Origin of the sequence: Rhodococcus ruber, from assembly GCF_027270735.1 — a bacterium.
In the GTDB taxonomy this organism is placed as follows: Bacteria; Actinomycetota; Actinomycetes; order Mycobacteriales; family Mycobacteriaceae; genus Rhodococcoides; species Rhodococcoides rubrum_A.
The window spans coordinates 157369-181783 of the sequence record NZ_JAPWIJ010000002.1 but is presented as its reverse complement, the minus strand read 5'-3'; the positions used below and the strand labels follow the sequence as shown (position 1 = coordinate 181783).

The window sequence follows — 24415 nt, the reverse complement described above, 5'->3', positions numbered from 1 at the left end:
CACAGGGATTTGATTCGTGAGTACCGATACCGCTGCGCCTCCCAAGGCACCGAGCCGGTTCAACGTGGGGACCATCCTGCGTGAACCGCTGCTCGGGCCACTGGCCGCACTCGTCATTGCCATCATCGTGTTCAGCTCGATCTCGAGCTCGTTCCTCAACCCGCAGAACGTTTCTCTGATTCTGCAGCAGTCTGTGGTCGTCGGCATTCTCGCCGTCGGCCAGACCTTGATCATCCTCACGTCCGGTATCGATCTGTCGATCGGCGCGGTCGCAGTGATGGGCACCATCGTGATGGCGCAGTCGGCCGGGGCGAACGGACCGGTCGTAGCGTTGGGTTCGACGCTCGCCGTGTGCGTTGCGTTCGGCGCGATCAACGGCGGATTGGTGACGATGCTGCGGCTGCCACCGTTCATCGTCACGCTCGGGACGTTCACGGCAATCCAAGCGGCCACCAGGCTGTTGGCCGGCTCCGAGACCTACCAGGTGCCGAGCGGACCACTGACGCTGCTCGGTACCTCGTTCAAGATCGGCAGTTTCTCCACGACCTACGGCGTGGTGGTGATGCTGCTGGTGTACGCCGTGATGTGGTACGCCCTGTCCCAAACATCATGGGGTAGGCATATTTACGCGGTCGGCGGCAGTCCGCAGGCCTCGGACCGCTCGGGCATCAAGTCCGGTCGGGTGCTGTTCTCGGTGTACATCGTCACGGGTGTCATCGCAGCGATCGCGGCATGGGCAGCGCTCGGACGGATCCCCAACGCCGACCCGAATGCGTATCAGAACGCCAACCTCGAAACGATCACCGCGGTCGTCATCGGCGGAACCAGCCTGTTCGGTGGCCGCGGCACCGTGATCGGGACGCTCATCGGAACTTTGATCGTCGGTGTGCTGCGCAACGGGCTCACCCAGGCCGGCGTCGACAGCCTGTACCAGAACGTCGCGACCGGCATTCTCGTCATCGTCGCGGTGGCGGTAGACCAATTCGCACGTAGGAGGTCACAGTGAATGCCCCCCTCGCTCTGGAAGCACGCGGTTTGGTCAAGACCTACGGCAGCGTGACGGCCATCAACGGTGCGGATTTCGAGTTGCGGGCCGGTGAGGTGTTGGCGGTGATCGGCGACAACGGTGCCGGAAAGTCCAGTCTCATCAAGGCTTTGGCAGGGGCTGTCATCCCGGATTCGGGTGAGATCCTGATGAACGGCTCGCCGGTGTCGTTCAAGAACACACGCGACGCACGAGCGGCCGGCATCGAGACGGTCTATCAGGACCTGGCCGTCATCCCGGCGCTCGACATCGCCTCGAACGTCTATCTGGGACGCGAGATCAAGCGTAAAGGCATCAGCGGCAGCCTCTTTCGGCGTCTGGACATGCCGAGGATGCGGGAGGAGTCGTCGAAGCATCTGCAGGATCTCAAGATCGGTATCAAGTCGGTCAATCAGGCGGTCGAGACGCTCTCCGGCGGTCAACGTCAGGGCGTGGCAGTTGCCCGGGCTGCAGCGTTCGGACGCGGCGTGATCATCATGGACGAGCCGACGGCCGCGCTCGGCGTGCGGGAATCGGGCATGGTGATCGATCTGATCCGAACCATTCGCGACCGCGGCATACCGGTGGTGCTCATCAGCCACGACATGCCGCACGTGTTCGAGGTTGCCGATCGGATTCACATTCACCGCCTCGGCAAGCGCGCGGGTGTCGTCGATCCGAAGAACCGCACCATGTCCGAGGTCGTTGCGCTGATGACCGGTGCAGAGGAGCCGACCGACGATGAACGCGCAGGCCTCTGAAAGGGATGCTCCGGTAGGAGTTTTCGTCGGGCTGGCGACACTCGACGTGATCCATCGAGTGTCGGCAGCCCCGTCGCCGAACCAGAAGATCACGTCCAGTGCGCAGTTCGTCGCGGCGGGAGGGCCGGCCGCCAACGCGGCCGTCACCTTCGCCGCGCTCGGCGGCACGGCCGTGCTCGTCACCGCACTCGGCGACGACCCGGTGGCCGAGCTGGTCAAAGCCGATCTGGCTGCATTCGGCGTCCGAGTGCTCGACGCGTCCCTGGGCACCAGCAGGTCGGTGCCCGTCTCGGCAGTGACGGTGATCGAGTCGACCGGCGACCGGTCGGTCGTCTCGGCGGACGCCGTGGATTCCGAAGTTTCACCGCCGGAGGATCTCGAGACCGTAGTGGCCGGTGCCGATGTCGTCCTCGTCGACGGGCATCACCCCCTGATCGCCTGCGCCGCCGCCGAACATGCGGCGGCGCGGGTTACCACTTTGGTCGTCGACGCCGGCCGTTGGAAGCCGGTGATGAGCGAGCTGATCCCGCATGTCACGGACATGGTGTGCTCGGCGGACTTTCGCACCCCCGGTACCTCCGACACGGCTACCACTGCAGCGGCACTCGTGGGAGCGGGCGTGCATACCGTCGTCACCACCCACGGCAGCGAGCCCGTCGAATGGTGGACCGAGGGATCCTCGGGCTCGGTCGAGGTGGAGCCGGTGACAGCGGTCGACACAGTGGGTGCCGGAGACGCTTTCCACGGCGCGTATGCCTACTACTCGACGCAGTCGGGCTCCTTGGCCGAGCGTATCGACAGGTCGGCTCACGTTGCGGCACTGCGCTGCTCGGTGATCGGACCCAGGGCGTGGCTACACGAACTTTCCGCTGACACACTTCACTACCGACGGACTGAAAGCGGCAACGGTGAGCACTGATCAGGATGTACAGAGAGCGACCCTCGGCGAGCTCGTGGAGCTGGCCGGGCGACTCTCCATCGCCGGAGAACGGCGCATACTCGGCCTGACCGGCGCGCCGGGAGCCGGAAAGTCCACGGTGGCCGGGCAACTCGTCGATGCGCTCGGGCCGGAGCGCGCGGTGCTGGTTCCGATGGACGGGTTCCACCTGGCCAACGAGGTGTTGATCGACCTGGGCCGGCTCGACCGCAAAGGTGCACACGACACGTTCGACGACGGTGGATACGCGCGACTGATCGCGGCAATTCACGACCAGCGACCCGGCGACCCCATCGTGTACGCACCGAGGTTCCGGCGCGAGATCGAGGAATCGATCGGTTCGGCCATTCCGGTTCCGTCGACTGTTCCGTTGGTGGTCACCGAGGGCAACTATCTGCTGATGGAGTCCGACGCGTGGCCCGCTGCGCGGTCGATGATCGACGAGGTCTGGTTTCTGGCTCCGCACACAAGGGTTCGGCACGAGCGCCTGGTAGCTCGGCACGAGGCCTACGGAAAGTCGCACGAGGATGCGGAGTTCTGGGCGTTGGGCTCGGACGAACGCAACGCGGAACTGATCGGGTCGACCGCCGGCCGCGCCGATCGAATCCTGCGTCTGGCATGACAGTTTCGCGGATCCGCAGCCCTCGGACGCAACAATTCCGGGACCGTTGACGTGCCCACGATGGACGATGTCGCCCGCATCGCCGGAGTGTCGGTGTCGACTGTCTCGCACGTACTCAACGGCACCCGTAACGTCAATCCGACCACCCGCCAACGCGTCGACGCGGCGATTGTCGAGATCGGCTACCGACGCAACGTCGTTGCCCGCTCGCTCGCCGCGGGCCGAACCAATACGGTGGGGCTCTCGATCGCCGCGTTGACCAACCCCTATTTCGGCAGCCTGGTACACGCCGTCGAGCAACGACTTTCCGAGGCCGGATACGTGCTGATTCTCGGCGATTCGCACGACGAGCCGTTGTCCGAGCGGCGAGTGACCGATTCCCTGTTGGACCGCCAGGTCGACGGCATGATCCTCGCTCCCGCAGCAGGATCGGAGTCGACGACCATTCCCGAGATCGTGCGTAGTGGTACCCCTCTGGTGTTGATCGACCGGATGCTCGATCTTCCGTGCGATCAAGTGGGTCCGGAGAACGACGCCTCGGCCTACCAGCTCACCGCCCACCTCCTCGATGCCGGCCATCGTCGCATCGCGATCGTCCGCGGAATCGAAGGAATCTCCTCCACGAACGAACGGTTCGACGGTTATGCCCGCGCGCTCGCCGATCGGGGAGTCGACCTCGATCCTCGACTGATTCTCGACGGTAGGTCCAACGTCGAGGTGGCCGAAATGCACGTGCATGAGCTGATGTCGAGCTCGAACCGGCCCTCGGCACTGGTGTCGATGAACAACTCGATGACGATCGGCTCACTCAAAGCAGTTCGTGCCCTTGGCCTGTCGATTCCCGACGATCTTGCGTTCGTGTGCTACGACGATTTCGAATGGTCCGATCTGTTCGAGCCTCGCCTGACGGCGGCAGCTCAGGACGTACAGACGATAGGACGAACCGCAGCCGACCTACTGCTGAATCGCATCGAGGGACGGGACGAGAAGCCTCGGTCGATCCGAGTGCCGACCACGTTCAACCATCGCAATTCCTGCGGCTGCGCCGCAACCTCGGCCGGAATACCGGCCGCACCCGAAAGATAGGACAGCTCATGCCCATTGCCAGTCCGGATCAGTACGCGGCCATGCTGGACCGTGCGAAGGAAGGCGGGTTCGCCTACCCGTCGATCAACGTCACCGGCTCGCAGACGCTCAACGCAGCGCTGCAGGGCTTCGCCGAGGCCGAGAGCGATGGCATCATCCAGGTGTCGGTCGGCACCGCGCTGTACCTCTCCGGCAACGCCGTGCAGAACCGTTTCGCCGGTTCCAAGGCTCTCGCCCAGTACGCCCACGAAGTGGCGCAACACTATTCGATCTCGGTTGCGCTGCACACCGATCACTGCCCCGCCGAGAATCTGGACGACTGGGTGCGGCCCCTGCTGGCCGACGCGATCGACCGGCGCGGACGCGGACTCGACCCGCTGTATCAATCGCACATGTGGGACGGTTCGGCGGTGCCGCTCGACGAGAACCTGCGTGTCGCTCGAGAATTGCTCGATCTGTCGGTGCAGGCGAACACGATCCTCGAAATCGAAGTGGGCGTGATCGGCGGCGAAGAGGACGGCGTCTCACACGAGATCAACGAGCAGTTGTACTCGACAGTCGACGATGCTCGGGCCACGATCGCCGCACTCGGCGCAGGGGAGCGCGGTCGATACATGACTGCCCTGACCTTCGGCAACGTGCACGGCGTCTACAACCCTGACTCGGTGCACCTACGCCCGGAAATTCTCGCCGAGATTCAGGCCGTCGTCGGAGCCGAGACCGGGAAGGACAACCCGTTCGATCTGGTGTTCCACGGCGGATCGGGATCCAGCGCAGAAGACATCGCCTCCGCGGTGGCCAGCGGGGTGATCAAGATGAACATCGACACCGATACTCAGTACGCGTTCACCCGTTCCATCGCAGGGCACATGTTGAGCAAGTACGACCAGGTCCTCAAGGTCGACGGCGAGTACGGCAACAAGAAGGCCTACGATCCCCGATCGTGGGGCAAGCCGGCCGAGACGGCGATGGCGGCGAGAGTGGTCGAGGCGACGCAGATGCTCGGCTCGGCAGGCCGCACGATGCGCTGAAAACTTTTTTCTCGGATATGTCGAATTCCGAGGACCGGCTACGTCCCAGGGTCGAATGCAGAAAGAATGGCTGCATCCGACGCTAGGAGAGATCATGGCCAAGTACCTCATGCTCAAGCATTACCGCGGAGCCCCCGAGCCTGCCGACTGGATCCCGATGGACCGGTGGACCCCGGCCGAAGTGCACGACCATATTCAGTTCATGCGAGATTTCGCCGCCGAGCTCGAGAAGACCGGCGAGTTCGTCGACGCGCAGGCTCTGGCACCCGAGGGAACGTGGGTGCGCTCGGACGGAGCAGGGAAGCCTCCGGTCACCGACGGCCCGTTCGCGGAGACCAAAGACCTCATCGCAGGCTGGATGGTGATCGATGTCGACTCCTACGATCGCGCGCTCGAGCTGGCCGGGCAGCTGTCGGCAGCGCCCGGTGCCGGTGGGAAGCCGATCGACGAGTGGCTCGAGCTGCGTCCGTTCATGGAGGCTCCTCCGACGATCGCCGACTGACGGCGGTCGGCCGACGATCGTCATGGATCCCCGAGTGCTGCGGGCACTGACGCCCGCCGTGATCGGCGTCCTCGTCCACCGCGGAGCAGACTTCGCGTCGGCCGAGGACGCCGTGCAGGAGGCATTGGTGCAGGCGGCTTCGACGTGGGCAATCTCGGCCGGGGCAGGTGACGCGCCCACCGACCCGAAGGGCTGGCTCGTCACCGTCGCCTGGCGGAAATTTCTCGATGCACAGCGCTCCGAGAAGGCGCGTCGAGATCGGGAAGATCGACTCGCGGCGCAGCCGGAACAGGGGAGCGTGGCGAGCGTCGACGACACGCTGCAGTTGTTTTTCCTGTGTGCACATCCGGCGCTGACTCCGGCGGCCGCGGTGGCGCTGACCCTGCGCGCCGTCGGCGGGCTGACGACACAGCAGATCGCGCAGGCGTACCTCGTGCCGGAGAAGACCATGGCGCAGCGCATCAGCCGAGCAAAGCGTGCGGTGCGTGATGTGCGTTTCGATGCGCCGGGCGACCTGGGCACGGTACGACGGGTGCTGTATCTCGTGTTCAACGAGGGGTACACCGGAGATGTCGACCTGGCGGCGGAGGCGATCCGGTTGACGCGACAGCTGACGTCACTGTCCGACGACGAAGAAACCGCGGGTCTGTTGGCGCTGATGGTGCTGCATCACGCGCGCCGTTCGGCGCGAACCGGATCGGACGGTCAACTCATCCCCTTGGCGGAACAGGATCGATCCCGTTGGGACACAGCACTTATTGCCGAGGGCGTACAGATTTTGCAGGCGGCGCTCGCCCGAGACCGGTTGGGTGAGTTCCAGGCCCAGGCGGCGATCGCTGCCCTGCATGCCGACGCGATGCGAGTCGAGGAGACCGACTGGGTCCAGATCGTCGAGTGGTACGACGAGTTGCTGGCCCTCACCGGCAGCCCCGTCGTGCAGCTCAACCGTGCGGTGGCCGTCGGGGAAGCCGACGGCCCCGCCGCTGGGCTCGCGGCCCTCGCCGAGGTCGATTCCGCCGTCCCGAGGCACACTGCGGCGGCTGCTCATCTGCACGAGAAGGCGGGTGACCTCACCCAGGCCGCGCAGTTGTACGCCCGCGCGGCGCAGTCGGCTCCCTCGGTGACCGAGCGGCACCATCTGACGCTGCAAGCCGCGCGGATCCGTGCTGCGAATCCGTGACGGCGCCGAGCAAGCGTACGAACCGATCGGTTTCGTAATCTGATCGTTAGCGGTAGAAAGCGGAATCCGTGCAACCCTCGGATGGTGCTGATGTTGCCAGTGGGACTGAAGAGAAAGAAGCGAACTCGATCCGCTGCGGTGGTGACGGCCGCCGTGATGGGATCGATGCTGCTGACCGGGACGTCGGCCCAGGCCCTGCCGGGCAACTCGGGATCGGCCGACGCGGCGGCCGGAGCCGTCGGGATCCATCAGGTGTCGGCCACCCGTGCAGTGTTGAATGTGTTCTCCCCGTCCATGAATCGCGTCGTCTCCAACGAGATTCTGCATTCGCCGGGAGGCGGACCTGCCCCGAGCCTGATCCTGCTCAACGGTGCACTCGGCAACGAAGACGGGGTGGGGTGGCTCAACAACTCCGGCGTCGAACAGTTCTTTCTCGACAAGAACGTCACGGTCGTAGCGCCCATCGGAGGCCGTTTCAGCTTCTATACCGATTGGCAGACACCCGATCCGGTACTGGGCAGCAACATGTGGCAGACGTACCTGACTCGCGAACTGCCTGCAGCCGTCGACGCCGCCTATGGGTCCAACGGTCGACGCGGGGTGGCAGGTCTGTCGATGAGCGGTGGGCCCGCACTGGATCTGGCGATCCAGGCCCCGGATGTGTTCGACGCCGCCGCGTCGTTCAGTGGCTGCCCGGCACCGTCGAATCCTCTTGCCACCGCTGGTATCTCGGCAATGATCGCCGGCGGGCTCAACAATCCGTTCAACATGTGGGGGCTGCCGGGAAGCCAGGGCTGGCGCGACCACGATCCTTCCCTCAACGTCGAACGACTGCGCGGAACCGCAGTGTACGTCAGCTCGTCCCGTGGACTTCCCGGACCGGTGGACCGGATTCCCGAGGGTGCCATTCCGCCGTTCGGTGGAATGGCGGTCGAAGCGATGGTGAACTACTGCACGTCGATCTTCGTCGATGCGCTGCGCCAGGCCGATGTGCCGGCGACCGTTTCCATGCGCGACGAGGGTGCACACACCTGGCCGTTGTTCGAGGATCAGCTACGCGAAGCCTGGTTCACCACACTGGCTCCGGCTCTGGGAACCAGCTGATTGCGCCGAGACTCCCTTGGGTACTCGTCGATGAACATCACCGACGAAGGGACTGCCCGACCATGGCGAAAGACGAACTACACAAGGGCGACAAGGTCGAATGGCAGACCCATGGAACAACGACCGAGGGGGAGGTGGTGGAGAAGATCACCTCCGAGACCGAAGCGGCAGGCCGAACAGTGAAGGCCTCGAAGGACGACCCGCAGTATCGCGTCGAGAGCGACAAGTCGGGTAAGGATGCAGTCCACAAGCCGGACGCGTTGAAAAAGAGGGGCTGAGCCCGCTGGAGGGCTGAGAAACGGGTCGACTGCCGACTGTCTGTACTCTCGGAAAGTACGGATCGTCACTTATGGAGGCAGCAATGGGGACGACCCCGATGCGAATTCGGCATGGAAGTTCGCGTCCCGGTCGGTGGGGTGGAGGCGTACGGAGTGCACGACGCATGATTGTTGCGTCTGTGTCGCTACTGACCGTGGCGTCGCTGATCACCGGGTGCAGTCCGTTCGGGTCCGAGGATCCCGCCAAGACGCCGTCGGCCAGTTTCACCGGGCAGATCGAAACCACCGAGGGCCTGTGTCTTCAAGCCGACAGTTCCGATGCCAACGGGGAGACCCCGGTGCGACTCACCTCGTGCAACGGAACGAATACGCAACTCTGGGTCGCCGAAACCGACGGCACCGTCCGCATGCAGTCACGTTGCCTCGGTCCCCGAAGCGGCTCATTGGACGACGGCGCTGACGTCGTTCTCGGCCGATGCACCGACGAGGCGAGCCAGAATTGGACCGCAGGCGACTCGGGTTCGATCGAGGTAGCAGGTACGACCTGGTGCATGGCACTCCGAGCGAACAGCGGAGTCGACGAGTCCGATGTCCGGTTGGCCACCTGCGACGGATCCGACGCGCAGACGTGGGTTCCGGTTGTCCCCGCACCATCCGCAGCGGACAACCCTGGTGGTGTCGCCGCGCCCCAGGGGGACCTCCCGGGGTGGAAGCAGATCTTCGTCGACGAGTTCACCAAGCCGTCCGCTCCCGGAAGTTGGGCCAACGACTGCGATCCCTCGGAAATCGTGTACACCGGAAACGAAGGTCAGCAATGGCGGACCTACCCGACGTGCTTCCCCGACACGTACGACAAGCGTCCGTACCGACCCGACGCCGTGCTGTCCACCGACAACGGTGCACTCGAGTACCACCTTCGGCAGGTCGACGGAATGCCGGCCGGGGCGAGTATCTCACCGGTCATCGATGTGGACAGCCAGTACCAGACCTACGGTCGATACACCGCACGTTTCAAGGTCGATTCGCCTGACCTGGACGAGTACTACGTAGCATGGCTACTGTGGCCTCAGTCCGAGAAGTGGCCTGAAGACGGCGAATTCGACTTCCCCGAGGGTTCGTTGGCCGGCAACGTCGGAGGGTTCCACCACTTCGCAGGCGAAGGATCCTGTGCAAACGGATGCAAATTGGCCGCTACCGATGTCGGCGCGAGGTTCACCGACTGGCACACCTACACCATGGAATGGTCGCCAGGCAGAATTCGCTACATCCTCGATGACACGGTCGTCCTGGACACCACGGACTTCGTGCCGTCCACACCGATGCGTTGGGAGCTGCAGACCGAGACGAAGGGTTCCGGGAACAGTGAGGGCAATCTGATCCTGGATTGGGCTTCGGTCTACTCCTGGAACGGCTGATCGGCAGCGCGAACCGATCGCCCTGCGCCCCAACTGCGTTCGATGAAGCCCACGATGGTTTCGATGTCTTCGACCGGAATCTTCTCCGGCTCACCGTTCTCGAGCGGATCGGTGTGGAAGATGTACAGCCGCGATGCGAATTGGTCGAACGGCAGCGAACCTTCGCCGGCGCGTTCGCCGTTACCTGCCGTTCCCACCACGACGCCGTCGCCCCAGTCCTGCCCACTGTCGTTGTTCGGGTTGAAGAAATAGACCCGCATGACGCCGTCGGGGTCGGCGGTCACGCGCAGAATTGTGATGGCGTGCCATCCCACATACCGTGCAGCGCTGTCGGTTACGGCCACACCTGCCGGCTGTGGGTGAATCAACGGTTGATGCCCGTTGTACTCCGGGTGATACGCCGCGTAGAACTGGCGCAGGAACGCGTCCAGATCGACGATGTTTCCGGTGGCGACATCCACATCGATATGGAACTCGCGTGCCGACCACCACCCGTGGAACTCTGGGTTGACCCAGCGGTGCGGGTCGCCGGGACGATCGGCGCAGCGCCGGACCATCTCGGCGTAGATGCGATCGAGGTGCGGAACCAGCAGCAGCGACGCGGGATCGAGGTCCACCGGATCGGACGTGGCGACGCCGCTGACACTCTCGGTCGACGAGATCGACTGACCCTCGAAGTGCATGACGATCTCCTCGTCACGTGCGGCCCACACCACCATCTGCAGGAGGTAATCGGGGTCGTTGTATGCCCACATCGACAATGCCCGCGCCGACTGACACGTCGGGTTGTCGCCCTGTCCCACACCCAGGGGCTGCCCGAGCATCGAGAGCAAACCTCCGAGCAAGCGTGACTCCGGGGCGGGCACCGGCCCGAACGTGGTGATCAGTCGTTCCCGCACCGCAGGAGCGAGTTTGAGCGAGATCTGCCGCCACAGCGACGGTACGATCGGCGGCTGGTGCAGAATTCCGCGATCGAGAAGCAACGCCAATCCGTAGAGGCACTGCGCTGTTTCGGGGTACACCGTCTCCTCGATGAGGCGATGGACCAATTCCGGATAGCGCGTCAGACAGGTGCGTCCGGTGTCGGACAGGCCCAGGGCCTCGGGAAGAACATACGAGTAGTGATCGACGAGGTACTGCGTCAGCGTCGCGTGGTACGGCGAGACGAGTCCGGTGTCGTGCATGGCTCGTGCGAACCCGCGGGCCTCGAACTGCAGCGCCTCGACATCCATGGCCTCGAGCCGCGACCGGTACACCTCCACGCCCGGATCCTCTCGGCACGCATCGGTGGTGCCGAACAGGGCCGTGATCAACCTATCCAGGCCCTGCCCGGAGGTGCCGAGGTCGACGGTCGGGTCGTCACGATAGATCGCGATGCGGGTGACCATGTCCTTGATGGTGTCCACCTGAATCGGACGCTGCCGCAGAATCCGCCAGATTTCCTCGACCAACTCGTCGAGCACACTGTCGTAGCCGATCTGCCCGGCCACGTACCCGAACAGATCACGGATCAGATGCGCGGTACGACCCAAGCGAACTCGCTCCGACTCGGACGGGGGCGTGAACAGAACGTCGAGATTCACCGCGAGAACCTGAGAGAGGAACCGGCGGGCATCCTCGGCGGTCACCGCAGCATGCTCGTACTCGCCCGCGACGATTGCGATCATGCGCAGTTCGCTGGTCGCTTCGAGCACGAAGGTGTCATCGTTGCCGCTGCGCAAGCTGGGTCCCACGAACCCTGGAACGAGAATGTCCGGCTGCGCCCAATCGGTGCCCGCGAACAGACCCGCATTCTCGAGCACCTCGGCGCGTTCGCGAATGGCACCGCAACCGCCGGGCTGCAACAAGACTCGATGCAGACCGTCCAGAACTCGTCGCACCTTGGTGTTCTTGCTGAACTCAGGTGCATCGGCCAAGGCATGCACCGCATGGTCGAGTTGCGCCAACCGTGATGCCAACGCTCTGTCCACCGCGGTGGTCGCGTTCGTCGGCGCCGGCTCGTGCATCGTCTGTGACGGTGGGTTGTTGTCGTCCCCGAGTTGCTGCTTCACACGTAGAAGTCCAGTTCTTCCTGTTGCTTGAGCAGATCACGCATACGGTAGGGATCGTCGCCGAAGAAGTACAGCAGACCCCAGTGCGTGCCGAATGCCGTTCTCTTGGTGACGGTTTCCTCGACCGGAGCCGACAGGTCATTGGTCTCGTAGTAGTCGTCGTCCGCGGTGACCTCGGGGATGACGAGATCGCTGACGACGCGTCGGCGCGGGTAGACGCCGAAGCATCCGGCGTGACCGGTGGCGTCGACCACTTCCGTCGGGAAGAAGGCGTCGATCTCCTCCTCGGTGGTCTTCGGGTCGAACGCCAGCGCCAAGCCCTGGTAGGCGTTGAACCCGTAGGCCCGTTCCAACAGCTCGAACACTTTGAAACCTGGTGGACGATAAGCGACTTCACCGAAGTACATCTCGCCGTCGCTGGTGACGAAGTACTCGGGGTGGATGAACCCGAACTCGATGTCGAAGGCCTTGATCAGCTTTTCGATCTGCACGGTGATCTGCTCGCGGTACTTCTCCAACTCCGGTGTCGCAGGGACGAATACGGAGTAGCCGAGCGTGACGTACTCGGAGATGTTGAGGAACTTGATCTTGCCGTTGTGGATCCACGCTTCGACGGCGAATTCCCATCCGTCCAGGTGCGATTCCATCAGAACCGGAAATTCCTCGTCCGGGATGGAGTCGACCTCGTCCGGCGTGCGAATGACGCGGTGGCCCAAGCATCCTGCCTTGTCGAAGGCCTTGAGGTGAATGGGGTCGTTCGGATCGCCGTCGAGCTTGAGCAACGTCTGATTGACGCGGCGGAGGAATCGGATGACATCCTCGCGGTCGTGGGCTTCTTCGAAGATACCGACGCGAATGCCGCCCAGTTGGGCGCGACGCTTCATCAGCGCCTTGTCCCGCAACAGCATGGCCTGACCGAACAGTCGAGGGTTGCCGAGTAGTACCGAGTTGATGGCACCGGCCCACTCGACCGTCTCCTCGTAGAGCGGGATCGCGACGTCGACGCCTTCGCTCTGCAGAGTTTCGGCGATCTCGAGCGAACGATCGTTGAGTCGTTCGAAGTTCCACGGCAAATAGGGAATATCGTGCTCGGTGCAGTACGCCTCGGCCCATTCTGGGGCAACCACGACGTAGCGCCGATCGAATTTGTCGAGTGCTTCGACTGCCGCCAAACTCCAGCCCAGCAGGGCGACGAAGCCTTTGTTCGGGTCTTTCTCCAGCCTGTCTGGCTGAGCCATGAAGTTCCTTCCCCTTAGTGGTACACGGTTGAGGTCCTTCCCTCCACCGTACAGAGGCAGCCGAACGCCATACCGGCGGGTGGTGTCCCCGTAGGTCCCGTATCGAGGAGTCGGACGGTATCGGAGCGCTGGATCGGACGCGGCGCACGCCTCGGAGTGGGTTTGTGGATTCATCGGCTGATTCAGGCTCTTATGAATTGCTTCCGAGAGAATTGGAGCCTTTCAAAAGGCGAAAACTCCGGAATTATTACACTACTGAATTCCGGTATTCCCTGGATAGAGTCGAGTGAACGAGAATGGTGGGTTCTCCACCGCCGCGATCGCCGTCGTTCACCCATGCGGAAGGTGTGCAGTGCGTATTTCAAACCTCAAAAGGTACCGGTCAGTTCTCTTCGGTATTCGAGCCGTTTCGTTGTTTGCCGTGGCGTCGACTCTCGTGGTGGTCTCGGTCGTGTCGGCACCGCAGGCCGAGGCCGTGACGGTCGGTCAGCTCAAGACGCCCGCTGGGCTGTGTTTGGACAACAAGGGCGCGGTGACGGCCCAGAACAACCCAGTGTTGATCTGGACGTGCAACGGAGGTGCGCAGCAGACGTGGACAGGTGCCGACAACGGCAGCATTCAAGTGCAGGGCCAGTGCCTGACGCCCTACGGAGGCATCGTCAGAGCCAACGTTCCGGTCGTCACGGCCCGGTGCAACGGCGGTCAGGCCCAGACCTGGACGCTGCGAAGCAACGGAACACTGTCGATACGCGATTCTACTGTGTGCCTGGATAATCCGAACAATTCCAAAACTCCGGGCAATACGGTGCAGCTCTACACGTGCAACGCGTCCGACGCGCAGCGGTGGTTGGTTGTCGTCAACGGTTTCCCCGCGCCGACGGTGCCGAGCACGGCCCCTCCCGTCACGACGCCCTCCACCCCGCCCGCTTCGGGTAATCCGAGTGGCGTCGCGGCACCGCGGGGCGACTTGCCCGGGTGGAAACAGATCTTCGTCGACGAATTCGGCAAACCGTCCGCGACGGGTAGCTGGGCCAGTGATTGCGATCCGGCGAAAATCGTCTATACGGGTACCGAGGGGACAAAATGGCGTACATACCCCAAGTGCTATAAAGACACATATCAGAAGCGCCCTTATCGATCCGATGCAGTGATGTCGACACACGACGGCGTGGCGGACTATTGGTTGCGACAGGTGGATGGAATACCCGCAGGGGCGAGTATTTCTCCGGTTATAAATTCCGCCGGGCAGAATCAGACTTACGGCCGATACACAGCGAGGTTCAAAGTCGATACTCCGAATTTGCGCGAGTATTACGTTGCGTGGCTGTTGTGGCCGCAATCCGAGAGGTGGCCGGCCGACGGGGAAATGGACTTTCCGGAAGGCAGTTTGTCGGGTAGCCCAGGTGGCTTCCATCATTACTCGGGTGCCGGCTCCTGTGTGGGCGGTTGTCAGGACCAGGCCGCGAGGACGTCCGCGACGTTCACTGGCTGGCACACGTACACGATCGAATGGTCACCGGGTCGGGTGCGATACATCCTCGACGACGCCGTACTGCTGGACAGCACCAAATGGGTTCCGTCGACCCCGATGAGGTGGGAGTTGCAGACCGAGACCAACGGGAGCGGCAACAGCAATGGACATCTGCTCCTCGACTGGGTATCGGTGTACAGCTGGGTAGGCTGATCCAGCCGCGCACCGCAGCCGGGGATGCGCGTTCACGAGGAGCGAGGAGCGCGCAATGACGGTCGACAAAACCGGTGCCGAGGTAGAGATCACCCAGCAGGCGGATCGTTTCACCGTCTCGGTCGACGGCACGCAGGTCGGCTTCACCGAGTTCGTCGACGACGAGCATGCGCGACGCATCTTCTTCCACACCGAGGTGGACGCGGCATTCGGCGGACGTGGTCTGGCAACGATTCTCGTGCAGCAGGCACTCGACGCCACCAGGGCCGACGCCAAGCGCATCGTCCCGATCTGTCCCTTGGTGGAGGCGTTCGTGGGCAAGCACTCGGAATTCGACGACATCGTCGAGCAGCCCACCGACGAGATCCGGCAGTGGCTGGCCGACCAGCAGCGCTGACGGCGGGAATACCGTGGTGCATCGGTAGGTTGAGCTCGACTAGTAGTTGCAGAGTCAACTACCAAGCCGAAAGGGAAGCCATGCCCGCAGTGACGGTCGACAACATCCTCACGTTGCCCCGAATCCCCATGCCCGACGCCACCGCCGTACCCCGGCCGGTCCGGTCCGTCACGACGGCTCCGACGGGGTACGAAGGGGAGGGTTTTCCGGTCCGCCGCGCTTTTGCAGGGCTGGACATGTCGTCCCTCGACCCGTTCATCCACATGGATCAGATGGGCGAGGTGAACTACGCGCCCGGTGAACCGAAGGGCACGCCGTGGCATCCGCACCGCGGATTCGAGACCGTGACCTACATGATCGATGGGATCATGGAGCACAAGGACTCTCACGGCGGCGGCGGCATCATCAGCGGCGGCGACACTCAATGGATGACGGCAGGTGGGGGGATTCTGCACATCGAGGCCCCGCCGGAGCATCTGGTTTTGTCGGGCGGGCTGTTTCACGGTGTTCAGCTCTGGGTCAACCTGCCGCGGGAGAACAAGATGGCGCACCCGCGCTACCAGGACATCACCGGTAGCAAGGTGGCCCTGGCGTCGAGTCCGGACGGCGGTGCACTGGTGCGCGTCATTGCCGGCGAGATCGCGGGCATGCAGGGGCCGGGTTCGACCTACACCCCGATTGCGCTCTCGCACAGTACCGTTGCCCCGGGCGCGGCACTGACGCTGCCGTGGAACCCGGATTACAACGCTGTGGTCTATGTTCTCGCAGGCGAGGGCACCGTGGGTGCAGAGAAGCGTCCGATCCGGATGGGGCAGACGGCGCTGTTCGGTCGCGGCGACACCATAGAGATGTCCGCCTCGGGGGTGGGGGAGTCGCTGGAGGTGTTCGTTCTCGGTGGCAGGCCGATCCGGGAACCGGTTGCAATGGCCGGCCCGTTCGTCATGAACACCAAATCCGAAGTGCTGCAGGCGTTCGAGGACTACCAGGCGGGTAGGCTCGGCGTTCCTGTGGAGTGAAGACAGCGGCCGTGCGACGATTCGGTGCATGACCGACGCCGAGCCCCGTATTCGCAGAACCCGGTTGTACCGCCGGTTGGTGACCCGTGCGGGTGGTCCCCTCGAGCCCGCGCGGGCAGCCAGGAGGCTCTCTGCCTACGTCTACGGAAACATCCTCATCCTCGCGGCGGTCGCGGCGTCCACGCCCGGTTCGATCGAACACGGAACAGCTGCGGTCTTGGTGCTGGCTACGGCAGGGACGACGTTTCTGGCGCACGTGTTCGCCGATTTCGTGGCCAGTAGCCAGATACCCGAGGCGCACGGAGATGCCACCGACGACCAACGCAAGTTCAAGGCCGTCGAGGAACTTCGGGATGCCGTCCCCATCCTGAGTTCCGGCACCGTCCCCGCGCTGATGCTTGCCCTCGGCTGGCTGTCGGTGATTCCGGCACAGTGGTCGGAACTACTGGCCGGTGGTGTCATCGTGGTGCGCATCGCTACGATCCAGATGGTCACGGAGCGAATTCGCGGCAACCCGTTGACCTTCCGTGCACTCCTCGGTGGACTGGTCACGGCTACGGTTGCTGCGCTGATCGTGTTGGCCAAGGTGTTTCTGGGGCACTAGCTGCGGAACTCCGCGTACAGCTCCGGTAGGAAGCCGGCGAGGTGGTTCATCTCCTGTCCGCAGTGCAGCATCAGATCTCGGGCGAGATCGAGCCCGAGTACGAGGTCGGTCGGATCCACCGACGGTCCCCGGCGGACGGCGCACGCCGCCTGCTTCACGTCCGGTACGTGCAACCCGCGCAGGTTCAGGTAGAAGCGACTGCGCATTTCGGCACCACCGTCGACGGGTCTGACCTGATGGGCCAGCCAACCCAGGTCCACCGGTGCGATGGAGCTTCCCACTCGGCCGAACACGATCGTCTGATCCGAGGGAACGTCGAAGCCGTGCGCAATCGGATCACGAAAACCGATCCCCAGTTGCTGCAGTTTCGGGCCGACGTACTCGTCCACGAACGTCGTGTTGCCGACGTACTTGGCCTTGTCGGGTATGTCGAGTGCAGTCCGATCCTCCGCGAGAGCGGCGTACAGGTGAGCATCGGGATGCCACAGCTTGTAGCGGGCGGGTTCGGAGGAATGCCATCCGAACCACCAGTCCCACATCGCCGCGGTCACCCGAGGCATCACGGTGCGCACCGCCACGAACGTCACCCCGTCGGCTCGCTGCCCGTATCCGGTCTCGATTCCGGAGTACCCGGTAGGGGCGAGATCGGTTGTGATGGAGTCGAATCCGGGTACCGCGTTGGATGAGATCGGGGGGCCCGCGTAGGTATCGGCCACCACGGTCGGTGCCGGAGTCGTTCGCGCTGCCATGTAGTGGGCGTACGGCCGATGTCGATCGGCGTCGCGATAGCCCTGGTAACGCTCACCGCATTCGTCTGCAGACCCCAGTGCTGGTGCCGCGGCTGCCCTCGATGCAGACCCGAGGACGGCCGCGGTCACCGCTGCTGCGGTACCCACGACGACCTGACGCCGTGTCGGTTTCCGGTTCATTTCTCCCCCATGCTCAACGTTTGTTGAGAGTAGGTCGAGGGCTCGGAGAATGTCAACGACCTGGCAGTAGAGTGCCCGGTATGAGTCCCGCCACTCCCAAGGACGACGCATCCAGAGTGCGGCGGCGCGACGAGATCGCGACAGCCGCGATCGAAGTGCTGGCCACCAAAGGATTTCGTGGGCTGACGCATCGGGCCGTGGACGAAGCGGCAGGCCTCGGCCCAGGATCGGTGAACTATCACGCGCCCACTCGAAGCCGCCTGCTGCACCTGGCGCTGGGGCAACTGTTCGCCCGCGACTTCGAGATTGCCGGGGCGACGTTCGGCAGTCTGGTCGACGTCAAACCACTGACCGTGGACGTTGTGGTGACCCGAATCGTCGATTTCATCCAAGCGATGACGACGGGCGACGCAGCCAAGCGGGTGATTGCCAGGGCCATCATGCTCGGGGAGGCTCAGCATGATCGCGAAGTCAGGGAGTTGTTCGACACTCAGCGCGGCGCATTCGTCACCTACACCCAATGGATCGTCGCCTCGCTGGACTCCCAGGACCCGCAGGCGGAAGCCGAGACATTGGTCGTCATGATCGAGGGTCTGATTCAGCGTCAAGTGCTGATCGGATCACGCCTGCCCCGGTCGCTGGTGGAGCAGATGCTGCGCACAGTCGTAGAAACTTCACCGCTGATCGCGGATTAGCGGCGCACAGGGTCAGCCCAGCAGGGACTTACGCTCGGTGTGGGTGAACGTGAAGATCGTCGCGCCGAAGCTGATCAGTGCCGTGAGAAGCAATACCTGCGGTCCGGTGATGACGACGCCGATGAAAGCGCCGACTACCCCACCCAGTGCGAACGACCCGAGAAGGGCTGTGTAGCAAAGCCAGTCGTAGTGCGTTCCGCCCCCGAACAGATGGCGCTCTATGCCTTGGCCGAGTTTGACCAACGTTCCGGTGACGTAGCTGAGTGGGATGTACGTCTCTTCCTTCTTCGTGAACGCGGTGTTGAGAGCGCCGAGGGCGAAGGCCACCAACAGAATCGGGTAGAAGTTCACGTTTGCCGAAGACCAGCCGGAGATGGCGATGTCGATCAGCCCTGCTGCGGCGAGTGCAATGGTGGTCAGCACGGTCGCTCCATGCGGATGGTTCGACCAGTAGCGCCGCCGGCAGATCGACGAGATCACCACACCCGCGAGAAACGACCCCATCAGGGCCAGCGCCGCCCACGGCGAAGCGCCTGGTGCAACCTCTTTGCCTTCCGGGTGTCCGAAGTGGCCGACGACCGCACGTTCGGTGTTACCGGTCATGAAGGTCACGAAATAGCCGGCGGAGTGCAGGAACGCCACTGCGCCCACCATCCCCGCGAGTCCGGAAAGGATCCAGGACAGACGAGCTTCGGCACCGATGGCTGTGTCGCGGCTGATCGACAGGGGGGAGGTCATGACTCGATTGTCCGGGCCGGAGGCGAGCCGGCAACTCTTTGAGTCGTCGGTCACATAACCGACGCGTTCTCCGCATTCGCGATCATTCCGCGGTGCATCACCCTGTTTCCGACCACCCCGCTGTGGTCTGCCCGATGCATCACACATCGGTTGTCCCACATCACCAGATCGTCGGGGGCCCACGAGTGCTGCACGACGTTCTCTGCTCGAGTGGAGTGCTCGAACAGGTATCGGATGGTCTCGCTCGCCTCCTCGGAGTTCATTCCGGTGATCGCGACGCATCGGGCGGGTGCAGAGAGCGCGAGAGCAGTGCGGCCGGACACGGGATGTACTGCGAACAAGGGATGTTCGGCAGAGGAATCGGTGTCCGACGCCACCCCGGTCACCCGATGCGTCACCATGCGTCCCGCCAGGTCCTCCTTCACTGCCGCAGGCAGCGTCTCGTACGCCGTGTACTGGTCGCTGAACTGGGTGCTGCCGCCGGCGGTCGGTACGGACACAGCTCGTAATGCGGTGTAAGCGGGAGGATTCGGCACATACGTCGTATCGACGTGGAACGTCGACTTCGGCGGCGTGCTGCGGCCGATATTGCTGACGACGTTCAGGTCGGGAAATCCCGGGACCGGAGTCTCGCCCTCGGTGAACATCGGATCGCCGAACCGACGCAGAAACGTCAGGAAGCGCTCGTCGTCCATGGGCTGTTCTCGCAGGATCAGTACACCGTGTTCGGCCAACAGCGTTCGCAATTCGTCGACCGAAGTCGAGTCCAGATCCAGACTGCGGAGTTCCATTCCCAGCGTCATGACGCCGACTCCTTCACCGATAGTTCCGCGAGCGAGTGCGCGAACAAGCGGTCGATCGTGATGTCCGCTGCCGCGGCCATCACCGCAAGCACACTCGAGGGCGAGTACGAGCAGTAGAGACCGGCCTCGAGGAACCAGGGTTCCCCGTCCGGATCGATGCGAAAATCGAACAGCCCGTAGTGCCGGCAGCCGAGCGATCGATAGCACGATCGCGCTGCCGCCCAGACCTTCTCGGTGATCGGATCCGAGGTGTCGACCATCCACGCCTTGGTCTGCTGCTTCGCGACAAGGTACAGATCCCCGTCCGCTGTCCGATTCAACTTGTCGGCACTCGTCCGCACGGAGTCGACCGCGTACTCCTCCAGGGGAAGACACACCAGCTCACCGTCCATCGCGATGATGCCGCAGCGAACCTCACGCCCGAGCGGGATGTACGACTCCACCAGTGCGGCAGACGAATACGCCAGCGCGTCGTGGATCGCGGGTGCCAGAGAGTCGTCGTCCTCGACCAGCGTGACTCCCATCGAGTTGTCCGAGTCGACGGGCTTGACTACGACGGGCAATTCGAGATCGACCGTCCTGGAACTGCGCACCACCACGCCGGCAGGGACGGCGACTCCGGCAGCGGCGACGACGGCACGGGCCAGTGCCTTGTCCGCTGTCATGGACATGACGTCCGGGGTGTTGCCCACGTACGGCACGTCCATCAGATCGAACAGGCTGCGGTAGGTCGTCATGCCGGGCAGGCAGAACATCTGCGGCACCATGACGTCGAAGTGCCACGCGGACATGATGTCCACTGCCTGTGCCAGGTGCATCTGCTGCGCCGCAGCCACACTGGCGGTATCGATGCCGTCGGGGAAGCTCCACATCCCACCGGGCGAGACGAACGCTACCTCGACCCGGTACGCCGGATCGCTCCCGAGCGCGTCGAGAAATCCCCCCGCGTACACCCGGGACAGATCGCAGTGGAATTCGTCCACCGAGGATCCGACGAGTACCAGGACCGACAGTGCCATCAGTCGCCTCCGTTCTCCACGAGCTTGCCGATATTGAAGTCGATACGAGACCAGCCGCGGCGCGCCGCGAGATTGCGCAACAGCAGGGATGGAATCTGCAGATGGTGCACCAGCAGGTACGGCAGCGGATCCCATCCGGTCAGGATTGCGTCCTTGCCCCGGAAAACGGTGCGGAGCCGGGCCACTCGATTGCCTTCGGTGAGAAGTCGCCACAGCTCGTGGTAGATCCAGTACGTCGGCCGGGCCGTCGGACGCGGCACGATCATCGGATGATCGTCGTCGAGGTACGCCGCAGCCAGATCGGGGTGGTCGTAGAACATCGTGATGGCCGAGTGGGTGCGTGGATTGCATTCGATGGCGTAGATCCGGCCGTCGGCAGCGGACTCGATGAAGTCGAACGACAGCTGCCCGGTGGTGTCGAGCGAGGAGACGAATGTGTGTACCCAGCTGAGGATTTCGGGCTTGTCGACCATGGCGTAGTTGACCTGGAAGGCAGACGACACGCAGCAGCCGTACACCTGCAAGCGACCATCGCGCACAGTGCCGTGCGTGCAGTACTCCTGTCCGGCGATGAATTCCTGCAGAATCCACGGGTCGTCCTCGGTGATGTGCAGGCTCCGGGCGAACGAGGAGTTGCGCTCCGGCGTGTGCGCCGTCAGTCGCGTCAGATCCATTCGACCGACAGGGTTGTACGAGATCCGCTTGAGGATGTACTCACGACCCGGCGCAAACTCGAACTCGTCGATCTGGGCGGGGTCGGTGATGCGTTCGAAGTGGGGAACACGTAGTCCCAATGACGCTGCGTGCTCGGAGAATCGGGACTTGTCGTCCACCATTCGCACGATGTCCGCATCGCCGTGGATCACCTCGCAGTGCGCATCGAGGAGCGTACGTGCGTCGGCGTCGTGAATGCTCGCGGCCGGGCTGGCCACGGGCACGAAGACGTCGACCCCCTCGCGGCGAACGATGTCCAGCAGGGCCTGAGCGTATCCCGGATCTCCCGGGTCGGGAATGCAATGGAAGCGGTCGACGGCGCGGGAGAAACGATGTCCGGTCCAGCGGTATTTCGTGGACTCCACCAGAATCACCCGGTGGCCGGCGAGATGGAACGACCGTGCGAGTTGCAGGGCCTTGGTCATCTTCCCGCCACTGATCAGAATCGTTCTGGGTGAATGGGTTCGATCGGTGACGGGCCGGGTACCGCGCAGCGCCGCCACCCCCACCGCCGCGAGGTCGACGGGGAGGGTGACCGTGAGGCCGATCAGTGCTGCAATAGTACGGATCATGTGCGCCGAATCAGCGTCACGCCGTCGCGCAGAGGGATCAACACCTGTTGCACGCGAGGGTCGTCGGCGACGTAATCGTTGAATTCTGCGATGGCCCGGCCGTTCTCGCTCGGTTGCGGTGCGTAGGGCTGACCCTGCAGCAGGGTGTTGTCGACGGCTATCACGGCACCGTCGGAGAGCAGATCGCTCTCGAGCAGATACTCCACGTACCCGCGATATCCGGTCTTGTCGGCGTCGATGAACACCAGGTCGAACTTCCCGTCGAGCCGGCGAAGAGTGTCGAGCGCCGGCCCTACCTGCACCGAGATAGCAGATCCTGCAGTCGATTCCGCGAAGCAGGACTGCGCGAACTCGGCCACGTACGGATCCACCTCGCAGGCGACGACCTCGCCGCCTGCGGGCAGCGCCTCGGCCATCGCCAGCGCTGAGTAGCCGGTGAACATGCCGATTTCGAGCACCCGCGTCGCCCGGGTCATGTGCACGAGGAACGCGAGGAAGCGTCCCTCCACATGGCCGGAGAGCATTTCCATCTCCAGAGGCCCGGAACCGGAGACCACTTCACGTGATCTCCAGTCCGCCGAGCGGGTCCGCGACGCCAACGTGGCCAGTGCTGCGGATTCGGAGGTGGTGCAGGAGTCGAGATACGGGTCGAGTCCCGCGGCGAGATCGCGGGCCCGATGAACACGGGTGGTCAGCTCGTCGGTCACCCCGGCGTCGAGCAGCGCGGCTATCTCGCCGAGCTCGCGCGCCAGGATGGTCGTCGGGGTGACCGGGCGCGGCTGCGCAGTCACGGTGTCGGTGCGGTGAACATGTCGAGGCCTTCACCGGCGCGCGGAAAGTCCAGGCAGATCTTCTTGTGCAGGGTCAGCACGTCGGCCAGCTCGTTTGCATCCAGATCGTTGAGGAAACGGCAGGTGCCGATCGGGTCGGGTACTGCGGCACGCAGAATTCCGTCACGGGTCTTGAGGATCGATGCCGTTGCCTCGGAGAGCAACTCGGGTGTCAGGTAGGGGCTGTCCAGGGCCAGCCCTATGCTGCTCATGACGCCCAGCACTCGATCACGGTCCGCCGTGGACAGGTGGCCTCGCTGTTCGGCGACGGTTGTCGACAGTGCCATGTCGATGTTGATCGCATGGCCGTGAAAGAACGGAGCGGGTGGCGTCAGCTCGAGCGTCGGGCTCCAGGTGTGGCCGAAGGCGATGACGCGATCGAGGTCGATCTCGTGCAGATTGGGAGCCTCGAGCTCGAGCATCGTCGCAATCGCCGAGTACGTCAATCGATCTGCCACCGAACGCAATTCGGGTGTCCCGTCGAGGTGGCCGAAGCGGGTACGTAGCAACTCCGGGCCGTATTGCTCCAGCAACTCGAAGATTTCCAGGTTGCCGACGACGGAGATCTTGATCAGTTCCGCCATTCCGTTGCGCACCTGGTCCTCGGGCAGCGTGCCGAGAAACGAGAAGTCGAGCAGCACCTTCTGCGATGCGTGGTATGCACCGAGGCGGTTCTTGTGCTTGCCGTAGTTCACGGCAACCTTGATCGACACGCTTGCGTCGATCAGCCCGATCAACGTAGTGGGAATGCGAATGTACGGGGTGTTGCGTCGATAGCTGGCGCATGCGTAACCTGCTACGTCCGTGGTCAATCCACCACCGACCACCAGTACCGGCTCGGTGCGGACCAGACCGAAGGCGTCGAATTCGCCGACGATGCGCTCGAAGGTCTCGAGCGACTTCGCGGTTTCCCTGATCTGTACCGGGACCACCGTCAACGCGATGTCGTGATGATCGAAGTACGCGCGGATCCGGTCCCCGTAGATCTCGTGAACCGACTCGTCGACCACCATCAGCGCGCGTCCGTACGGACGGTAGCTGTCGGCCAGTTCGGTGTTCTCGAACGCGAAGACACCGTCGACGTAGATCAGGTCGTACTCGATGCGCTCGTATCCCTCGACACGAAAAGACCTGTCCCCGGCGACGACCTGGGCCTGAAGATTGCTCACAATTACTCCTGGGGTG

The 24415-nt window shown here is 63.6% G+C and carries 25 protein-coding genes; 16 read left to right on the top strand and 9 right to left on the bottom strand.

Features of this window, described 5'->3' with window-relative positions:
- Window positions 1-16 precede the first annotated feature (16 nt).
- The 11 genes from O4220_RS04555 (at window position 17) to O4220_RS04505 (ending at window position 9940) form a co-directional block, all read left to right on the top strand.
- Entirely contained in the window at window positions 17-1006 is a 990-nt protein-coding gene (locus O4220_RS04555) for an ABC transporter permease (RefSeq protein ID WP_032376276.1), read from the top strand.
- A complete protein-coding gene (locus O4220_RS04550; protein ID WP_269602436.1) occupies window positions 1003-1785 on the top strand; it encodes an ATP-binding cassette domain-containing protein in 783 nt (260 codons plus the stop codon). The genes O4220_RS04555 and O4220_RS04550 overlap by 4 nt, the downstream gene beginning before the upstream one ends.
- Window positions 1766-2704, top strand: a complete 939-nt coding sequence (locus O4220_RS04545) for a PfkB family carbohydrate kinase (RefSeq protein WP_269602435.1) — start codon at window positions 1766-1768, stop codon at window positions 2702-2704. Before O4220_RS04550 ends, O4220_RS04545 begins: the two co-directional genes overlap by 20 nt.
- Window positions 2694-3344, top strand: a complete 651-nt coding sequence (locus tag O4220_RS04540) for a nucleoside/nucleotide kinase family protein (RefSeq protein ID WP_269602433.1) — start codon at window positions 2694-2696, stop codon at window positions 3342-3344. Before O4220_RS04545 ends, O4220_RS04540 begins: the two co-directional genes overlap by 11 nt.
- Before the next feature lie 60 nt (window positions 3345-3404).
- Entirely contained in the window at window positions 3405-4430 is a 1026-nt protein-coding gene (locus tag O4220_RS04535; protein WP_269602970.1) for a LacI family DNA-binding transcriptional regulator, read from the top strand.
- An 8-nt stretch (window positions 4431-4438) separates the two neighbouring features.
- A complete protein-coding gene (gene fbaA, locus O4220_RS04530; RefSeq protein WP_032405687.1) occupies window positions 4439-5461 on the top strand; it encodes a class II fructose-bisphosphate aldolase in 1023 nt (340 codons plus the stop codon).
- Window positions 5462-5555: 94 nt separating this feature from the next.
- The gene (locus tag O4220_RS04525) at window positions 5556-5963 is read left to right on the top strand and encodes a YciI family protein (protein WP_269602431.1); all 408 of its coding nucleotides are present in this window, start codon (window positions 5556-5558) and stop codon (window positions 5961-5963) included.
- Window positions 5964-5985: 22 nt separating this feature from the next.
- The gene (locus O4220_RS04520) at window positions 5986-7143 is read left to right on the top strand and encodes an RNA polymerase sigma factor (protein WP_269602430.1); all 1158 of its coding nucleotides are present in this window, start codon (window positions 5986-5988) and stop codon (window positions 7141-7143) included.
- A gap of 99 nt (window positions 7144-7242) precedes the next feature.
- Window positions 7243-8247, top strand: coding sequence for an alpha/beta hydrolase (locus tag O4220_RS04515; RefSeq protein WP_269602429.1), 1005 nt, complete (start codon window positions 7243-7245; stop codon window positions 8245-8247).
- Between the two features lie 62 nt (window positions 8248-8309).
- Window positions 8310-8525 carry a DUF2945 domain-containing protein gene (locus O4220_RS04510; RefSeq protein WP_269602428.1) on the top strand — a complete coding sequence of 72 codons (216 nt, stop codon included), beginning with the start codon at window positions 8310-8312 and terminating at the stop codon, window positions 8523-8525.
- Between the two features lie 164 nt (window positions 8526-8689).
- Window positions 8690-9940, top strand: coding sequence for a ricin-type beta-trefoil lectin domain protein (locus O4220_RS04505; RefSeq protein ID WP_269602427.1), 1251 nt, complete (start codon window positions 8690-8692; stop codon window positions 9938-9940).
- Here the strand turns inward: O4220_RS04505 and O4220_RS04500 are convergent.
- Entirely contained in the window at window positions 9922-11946 is a 2025-nt protein-coding gene (locus O4220_RS04500) for a hypothetical protein (protein ID WP_269602969.1), read from the bottom strand. The genes O4220_RS04505 and O4220_RS04500 overlap by 19 nt on opposite strands.
- 41 nt (window positions 11947-11987) lie before the next feature.
- Window positions 11988-13229, bottom strand: coding sequence for an ATP-grasp domain-containing protein (locus O4220_RS04495; protein WP_269602426.1), 1242 nt, complete (start codon window positions 13227-13229; stop codon window positions 11988-11990).
- Window positions 13230-13650: 421 nt separating this feature from the next.
- On the opposite strand from O4220_RS04495, the gene O4220_RS04490 reads away from it, so the two are divergent.
- From O4220_RS04490 to O4220_RS04475, 4 genes are all read left to right on the top strand, one after another.
- A complete protein-coding gene (locus O4220_RS04490) occupies window positions 13651-14913 on the top strand; it encodes a ricin-type beta-trefoil lectin domain protein (RefSeq protein WP_269602424.1) in 1263 nt (420 codons plus the stop codon).
- Between the two features lie 55 nt (window positions 14914-14968).
- Window positions 14969-15310, top strand: a complete 342-nt coding sequence (locus tag O4220_RS04485) for a GNAT family N-acetyltransferase (protein WP_269602423.1) — start codon at window positions 14969-14971, stop codon at window positions 15308-15310.
- An 80-nt stretch (window positions 15311-15390) separates the two neighbouring features.
- The gene (locus O4220_RS04480) at window positions 15391-16326 is read left to right on the top strand and encodes a pirin family protein (RefSeq protein ID WP_269602422.1); all 936 of its coding nucleotides are present in this window, start codon (window positions 15391-15393) and stop codon (window positions 16324-16326) included.
- 28 nt (window positions 16327-16354) lie between these two features.
- Window positions 16355-16930, top strand: a complete 576-nt coding sequence (locus O4220_RS04475; RefSeq protein ID WP_269602421.1) for a hypothetical protein — start codon at window positions 16355-16357, stop codon at window positions 16928-16930.
- On the opposite strand, the gene O4220_RS04470 is transcribed toward O4220_RS04475, so the two are convergent.
- Window positions 16927-17859: a DAPG hydrolase family protein gene (locus tag O4220_RS04470; protein ID WP_269602420.1), complete on the bottom strand. Its 933-nt coding sequence runs from the start codon at window positions 17857-17859 to the stop codon at window positions 16927-16929. The genes O4220_RS04475 and O4220_RS04470 overlap by 4 nt on opposite strands.
- 80 nt (window positions 17860-17939) lie before the next feature.
- On the opposite strand from O4220_RS04470, the gene O4220_RS04465 reads away from it, so the two are divergent.
- On the top strand, window positions 17940-18554 hold the full coding sequence (locus tag O4220_RS04465) for a TetR/AcrR family transcriptional regulator (protein WP_269602419.1): 615 nt from the start codon (window positions 17940-17942) through the stop codon (window positions 18552-18554).
- Window positions 18555-18566: 12 nt separating this feature from the next.
- On the opposite strand, the gene O4220_RS04460 is transcribed toward O4220_RS04465, so the two are convergent.
- From O4220_RS04460 to O4220_RS04435, 6 genes are read right to left on the bottom strand one after another with little or no spacing between them, the layout of a single operon-like run.
- Window positions 18567-19346: a YoaK family protein gene (locus O4220_RS04460; protein ID WP_420030310.1), complete on the bottom strand. Its 780-nt coding sequence runs from the start codon at window positions 19344-19346 to the stop codon at window positions 18567-18569.
- A complete protein-coding gene (locus O4220_RS04455; RefSeq protein WP_269602417.1) occupies window positions 19343-20095 on the bottom strand; it encodes a TauD/TfdA dioxygenase family protein in 753 nt (250 codons plus the stop codon). Before O4220_RS04455 ends, O4220_RS04460 begins: the two co-directional genes overlap by 4 nt.
- The gene (locus O4220_RS04450; RefSeq protein ID WP_269602415.1) at window positions 20092-21114 is read right to left on the bottom strand and encodes a D-alanine--D-alanine ligase family protein; all 1023 of its coding nucleotides are present in this window, start codon (window positions 21112-21114) and stop codon (window positions 20092-20094) included. Before O4220_RS04450 ends, O4220_RS04455 begins: the two co-directional genes overlap by 4 nt.
- Window positions 21114-22400 carry an ATP-grasp enzyme gene (locus tag O4220_RS04445; RefSeq protein WP_269602414.1) on the bottom strand — a complete coding sequence of 429 codons (1287 nt, stop codon included), beginning with the start codon at window positions 22398-22400 and terminating at the stop codon, window positions 21114-21116. The genes O4220_RS04450 and O4220_RS04445 overlap by 1 nt, the downstream gene beginning before the upstream one ends.
- Complete coding sequence (locus tag O4220_RS04440; protein ID WP_269602413.1) at window positions 22397-23191, bottom strand: O-methyltransferase; 795 nt, start codon at window positions 23189-23191, stop codon at window positions 22397-22399. The genes O4220_RS04445 and O4220_RS04440 overlap by 4 nt, the downstream gene beginning before the upstream one ends.
- Complete coding sequence (locus tag O4220_RS04435) at window positions 23188-24399, bottom strand: sedoheptulose 7-phosphate cyclase (protein WP_269602412.1); 1212 nt, start codon at window positions 24397-24399, stop codon at window positions 23188-23190. Before O4220_RS04435 ends, O4220_RS04440 begins: the two co-directional genes overlap by 4 nt.
- Window positions 24400-24415 lie beyond the last annotated feature (16 nt).